Annotated in this window: 5 protein-coding genes and 1 tRNA gene; 4 read left to right on the forward strand and 2 right to left on the reverse strand. The window is 67.9% G+C overall.

Annotation, left to right across the window (positions count from 1 at the left end; translation table 11 throughout):
* The first annotated feature begins 251 nt into the window (after positions 1-251).
* The 4 genes from orn (at position 252) to NJ1_RS40685 (ending at position 4,558) form a co-directional block, all read left to right on the forward strand.
* The gene (gene orn / locus NJ1_RS27020; RefSeq protein ID WP_084478901.1) at positions 252-860 is read left to right on the forward strand and encodes an oligoribonuclease; all 609 of its coding nucleotides are present in this window, start codon (positions 252-254) and stop codon (positions 858-860) included.
* Between the two features lie 73 nt (positions 861-933).
* Positions 934-1,006: transfer RNA gene (locus tag NJ1_RS27025), tRNA-His, on the forward strand.
* 270 nt (positions 1,007-1,276) lie between these two features.
* Positions 1,277-3,619 carry an ATP-binding protein gene (locus tag NJ1_RS27030; protein WP_067699383.1) on the forward strand — a complete coding sequence of 781 codons (2,343 nt, stop codon included), beginning with the start codon at positions 1,277-1,279 and terminating at the stop codon, positions 3,617-3,619.
* A gap of 210 nt (positions 3,620-3,829) precedes the next feature.
* Entirely contained in the window at positions 3,830-4,558 is a 729-nt protein-coding gene (locus tag NJ1_RS40685; protein WP_174557125.1) for a helix-turn-helix domain-containing protein, read from the forward strand.
* 3 nt (positions 4,559-4,561) lie between these two features.
* Here the strand turns inward: NJ1_RS40685 and NJ1_RS27040 are convergent, their stop codons facing one another.
* Both NJ1_RS27040 and NJ1_RS27045 read right to left on the reverse strand, forming a co-directional pair.
* Entirely contained in the window at positions 4,562-5,122 is a 561-nt protein-coding gene (locus tag NJ1_RS27040; protein WP_067699385.1) for a hypothetical protein, read from the reverse strand.
* On the reverse strand, positions 5,119-5,720 hold a 602-nt coding region (locus tag NJ1_RS27045; protein ID WP_245717601.1), incomplete at its 5' end, for a PEP-utilizing enzyme. The genes NJ1_RS27040 and NJ1_RS27045, both read right to left, overlap by 4 nt.

A 5,720-nucleotide genomic window follows, 5' to 3' on the forward strand; every position in this document is an offset into this window, starting at 1 on the left:
TCCGCCGCGATCCGCGCGGCTTCCTCCGCGGCCTTGCGGGCCGCGGCTGCCTTTTCCTGCGGGGTGGTCATCGCGCTGTTCCTCCGTCTGCTCTGCCAACTGCGACTGCTCCGAGAACTGCCCTGCCAACATGCCGACCGCAAAGTACGTGCGGAAGTACGGAGAACGATACTGCCCGGTCGCATAGCAAACCCGCCCCGACGCGGCCGGGTACGAGGGGCGGCGGCGACCAAACCGCTACTCTGACCCCGGTGAGCGAAAAGCACGTGGTGTGGATGGACTGCGAGATGACCGGCCTACGACTCGACAGCGACAAGCTGATCGAGGTGGCAGCGCTCGTGACCGACAGTGACCTCAATATCCTCGGCGAGGGTGTGGACATCGTGATCCACGCCGACGACGAGGCCCTGGCCAATATGCCGCCGGTGGTGACCGAGATGCACGCCCGCTCCGGGCTCACCGAGGAGGTCCGCCGCTCCACCGTGACGCTCGAGGACGCCGAGCGGCAGATCCTCGAATACATCAAGAAGTACGTGCCCACCCCGCGCACGGTCCCGCTGGCCGGCAACTCCATCGCGACCGACCGCGGTTTCATCGCCCGGGACATGGCCGCACTGGACGCGCACCTGCACTACCGCATGATCGACGTCAGTTCGATCAAGGAGCTGGCTCGTCGCTGGTACCCCCGCATCTACTTCGGCCAGCCCGAGAAGGGCCTCGCGCACCGCGCCCTGGCCGACATCAAGGAGTCCATCAAGGAGCTGCAGTACTACCGCCGCACGGCGTTCGTGGCTCCCCCCGGCCCGTCGACCGCGGAAATCGCGGCCGTAGCGGCCGAACTGGGCGGAAAACCCGCCTAACCAGCCGATTAGGTGCTAGGCGCGACCACACGTTAAGCTCTAGCGCGCCGGAAGTTAACGCTTACCGGCAATGGTGACCGTAGTTCAGTTGGTAGAGCACCAGGTTGTGATCCTGGATGTCGCGGGTTCGAGTCCCGTCGGTCACCCGAAGCGAAGCCCCGATTCTCACGAATCGGGGCTTCGCTGCTTTCCGCGCTCGATTCCTCTGACTTTCGCGCCGGTTCTTCCTGCTCGGCGAATCCGGAACTGTGAAGAGCACAAGATCATCCCGTATGACCGGGTCCGAGTCGCTACGATCATGCGGCGACGCATTCGTCCGCGCGTATACGGCTCCGCGCCCGAGCCACCGGATGCCTTGGTGCACAACAGGACCGGAATGCGTTCGCCTGCGAATAGCCAGCACGAGGAGGATTCGCATGTTCGATCGCGAATACGAAAGACACCCGCAGCCGGCAGATTCCGGCGACTCATCACCCCCACGAGCACTCATCGGCCGAGATACCGAGCTGGCGGACCTGCGCGAACTGCTCCGCGACCGATCCGTGCGGCTGCTCACGCTCACCGGCACAGCCGGGATCGGAAAGAGTCGATTGCTCCGGGAGGCATTGTCCGGCGCGGAGTTCGGGGTGGAGACGATCACGATCGACCTGACCGAAGCGGTGGATCTGGACAGCGCCGGGCATGTGATCCGGGCATCCCGGTTCGGTGAGTCATCGGCCGCCCAGCCGCTTTTCGCGCACCTGAGTGACGATCGCGGCCGGATCCTGGTGCTGGACAACTGTGATCGGGTCGCGGCCGACATCGCCCCGGACGTGGAACGACTACTCACGCGCTGTCCGGGCACGATGGTGGTGGTGACCAGCCGGGTACCGCTTCGGATACCGGGTGAGCACGTGATGCTGATCCGCCCGCTCATCGTGGACGGCGGCGCGGAAACCTCCTACTACCCCGCGTCCTCCCCCGCCTCACAACTGCTGCTGGACAGCATCGACAGCTATTACCGGGGGCAGCAATCCCTCGCCGACCGGCTGGTGCTGGACGAGATCGTCCGCGAACTCGACGGGGTGCCGCTGGCCCTGGAGCTGGCGGCCATCGAGATCGCCCGCATCGGTCCGATCCGGACGCTGCGCCGGATCAAGGCCGGGGTCGACCTGCATTTGCCGATGCTGCGCACCGGAGCCGCCCGGCATCGAACGATGCACGACGCGGTGGACTGGACCGTGGCCGATCTCGATCCCGAGGTGGTCGATCTGCTGCTGCGGCTCTCGCTGTTCGAGTCGCCGTTCGACATCGAGCTCGTCCACCAGGTCAGTGACCAGCCGATCGCGCCGACCGAGGCCGCGTTGACGGCGCTGCTGGAACGCGGCCTGCTCGATCGCGTCGATTCGGGGGTGGAGGCCGGGACCTACCGGGTCGGCACCACCGTGCGCGGCTACTGCAGGCGGGTGTGTCAGGCCGATCCGGCCCGGGCCGACCGGCTGCGACGCGAGCATGCCGACCGTCTGTTGCGGGCCACCGCGGAAATCGGCCCCCGCCTGGCCCGTCACGAGTTTCTCGACGGTACGAGCCGGCCGGTCGCCGGGCTGCTCACCGCCGTGCACCACCTGATCGACCTCGGTCAGCCCGAACGCGCCATCGAGACCGTGGCGCTGCTGGATTCGGTGTGGTTCCAGCACGGTCACGTGCGTGAGCTCGAGGCCGTGCTGACCGGAGTGCTGGCCGCCCGCCGCGACACCCTGCGCGGACTGGCCGAACCGCTGTGCCTGGAACTGCTCGGACTGTGGGCACTGCGCACCGAACGGCCCTGCCGCGCGGCGCGGATCCTGACCGAGGCCGCTACCGCCTACCGCATCGCGGGTGAGGAGGTGCGGGCGCTGCGGGTCGGCATGCCGCTGGCCTCGGCACTGCAGGCCCTGGGCAATGTGCGGGCGGCGAAGCGGCATCTGCGCTGTGCCCTGCCCCTGGCGAGCAGGCTGCCGGAGCGGTCGATGGCGTGGCTGCCGGTCACCCGCGCGATGCTGGATCTGCCGCAGCCACCGCACGAGGACGACGCCGGATGGTCCGCGGTGCGAGACCGGATCAGGCAGATCGATCTCTCGATCCGGCTGGCGGCGCTGAACACCCTGGCGCGCAGCCAGATCAGTCCCGGGACCGCCGATCGGGCACTGGGTCTTTATCTCGAGGTGCTCGGGTACAACGATCAGTCCGATCATCGGCTCGCCGCCGTCATCGCGGTCGAGGGGTGTGCCCGGGTGTACGACGCGGCCGGGCCCGACTATCTGGTTCAGGCCGCCACGCTGGCGGTGGCCGCCCGCAATCTCCGTACGGTGCACCATATTCCGCTGCTGGACGACGAGGATGCCGGACCACCGATCGAGCACTACCGGACCGTGCTCGGCGAGGACGCCTTCGCGTCCGTGTCCGACACCGCCGCGGCACTGGGATTGCGCGAGGCCGCCGCCTACATTCGCTCGGCGCCGGTGCCGGTGCCGCCCCAGGACTCACCGCTCGCCGCGCTGACCGCGCGGCAGCGCGAGATCGCCGTGCTGGTCGCCACCGGCATGACCAATCGGATGATCGCGAAGCAGCTGCTCATCTCCGAGTGGACAGTGGTGAACCACGTGCGGCACATCATGACCAAGCTGGGCTGCCCGTCCCGCCTGCACATCGCGCTGATGGTGGAGCGGCAGCCGAACGCCGAGACCGAGGGCGCCGAGACCGCCGACCGCAAGCAGGATTTCACGCAGCGACCGGGGTAATTCGGCCGACACTACAGGAACTTGCCATCTTGCGATCTCACCGTTCGCCTGCTTTGACAGCGCCCTGATCCGATGCGATCTTCGTAGTCGAAAGTAGTTCGAATGCTTTGCGACAAGCGAACATTCATCGGACGCGGACATGAAAAACGATGTGGCAATGGCGCCGCGGTTGCATTCGTGACCCATGGACTTCCAGATTTGGGCTGAACGATGATCGCTGCTGAATTCTCCTCCGCACTCACCCATGTGACCCGAATCGCGGGTCTTTTCGACGAGAGCACGCTATCCCTGGTGGCCGCCCGCCGACGCCGGGCCGGTGAAAGGGTGACACGCAGTCGCCCCCGCAATACGAGTGTCGATTTCGAGGTGCTCGAGGCCCGGACCGACATCACCCAGATACTCGACTCGTGGGCGAATCTGGTGACTCACGAACGGGCGGTGCGGGGGCCGTCGACTCGCGATGTCGGCGGGCTCACCACCTTCCTCGCCGGCCATATCGACTGGCTGGCAACACATCCCGCCGCCTCGGATTTCGCCGAGGAGATGGCGGAGCTGGCAGACCGGGCGGCCGCGGCCGTGGACGCGGACCGGCACGCGCTACCCGCGCGCGCCTGTCCGGCCGCCGGATGCGAGGGCAGCCTGACGGTCGTCGGAGAGGGTGAAAACCCCTCACTGGATTGCGAATTCGGCCATTCCTGGGATTCCGGGCAATGGCTGGCATTGACCACCACGCCGGCGCGGTCGGATATTCCCGGCGGACAACCCCGGACGGTTCCCACGAATGTGGCGGCGATCGCGCTGAAAGTCTCCGAGGCCACGATCAGGCAGTGGGTGCGCCGCGGGAAATTGACCCGGTACGGACCGGCTCATCGCGCCGAATTCGATATCGAGGAATTGGCCGCGATGGTCGCGGCCCATCCCCCCGCCCGAACCGGTTAGCAATCACCAGGATTCGAGCACCAACCGCATATCGCGGTGCAGCAGATGCCAGACGGTGTGAAAACTGTCGAGCAGCGGTGAGGCGACGTAGTCGAGCTCACCGTCGGTGATCCGCCGCACCGCGGTACGCAGCCGGGCCGGGTAGCCGTCCCACAGCGGAAAAGCCGCGCCGATGTCCTCCAGCGTCTCGGCGACCTCGCCGTGCAGTGCGATCAGCGTCCCGGCCCGCTCGGCGGTGCGGTCCCGTTGAAAGCCGGTGATCAGATTCTTCATCTGCCCGTCGGCCCGTTCGAAGGCGTTGAGCAGCTCGCGAATTCGAGTTCTCCCGGTGGCGTCCACCTGGCGGCACACCGCCGCCAGTTCCACCTGGGCGGCCTGCTCGCCCGCCGGGGTGAGCCCCGCCAGCTCGCCACGCGGGGTGTCCAGGACCCGGTAGAGGGTCGTGTCGGCGAAGGCGTCGGGATCCGAGAAGTGTTCGGTGCCGAGCCATCCCGCCACCCGCACCGTGTGCAGTCGGCGGGTGCGCAGGGGGATCAGGACATCGGCATCGTCTGCGGTGGTCATCGGGGTGTCTCCGATCGGTGTGTGGTGGACTCGCGGCGCGCCAGCACCGCGTGCGCGTACCGCGATTGCGCCGGTGCGGCGACGATGACATAGCCCAGAGAAATGTCGGGAAGCGTGGTGCGCCAGGGTGTTTCGTCCGGGCCGCCATCGCAGACGAAGGCGACCCGAACATGGCGGGCCGCGGTCGCGGCCACATCGGGATCGTCGGTGACGACGATCGCCGAGGGTGGCAGCCGGGCCGGATCCTGGACCCGGGTCAGCCGGATCACCTCCGGCTCCCTCAGCAGCAGCTCATCGATCGAGCCGAGCACCGCGGTCTCGCGCGGCACACCGATGAGATCACCGGGCCACCCGGTCGCACCGCCCTCGGCCAGCGGGACCGCGCCGAGCCAGACCCGCCCGGTGGTCCCGCACACCGTGACCAGCTCGGCGCCCGATCCGACCGGCCAGGCCGGATCGGTGAACACCGCGCCGACCACGGCGGGCCTGCCGAGTTCCCGGGCCACGACGGCCGCGTGCGAACCCGCGCCGCCTTCCAGCGTCACCACCGCCGCGGCGTGCACCATGCCCACGAAGTCCTCCGGTTCGGTCCGGGGAC

Source organism: Nocardia jejuensis NBRC 103114 (assembly GCF_001613145.1).
GTDB lineage: Bacteria > Actinomycetota > Actinomycetes > Mycobacteriales > Mycobacteriaceae > Nocardia > Nocardia jejuensis.

Coding starts and splice junctions, on each gene's coding strand:
- NJ1_RS27030 (WP_067699383.1), top strand. CDS start 1,277: ATGTTCGATCGCGAATACGAAAGACACCCGCAGCCGGCAGATTCCGGC.
- NJ1_RS27040 (WP_067699385.1), bottom strand. CDS start 5,122: ATGACCACCGCAGACGATGCCGATGTCCTGATCCCCCTGCGCACCCGC.
- NJ1_RS40685 (WP_174557125.1), top strand. CDS start 3,830: ATGATCGCTGCTGAATTCTCCTCCGCACTCACCCATGTGACCCGAATC.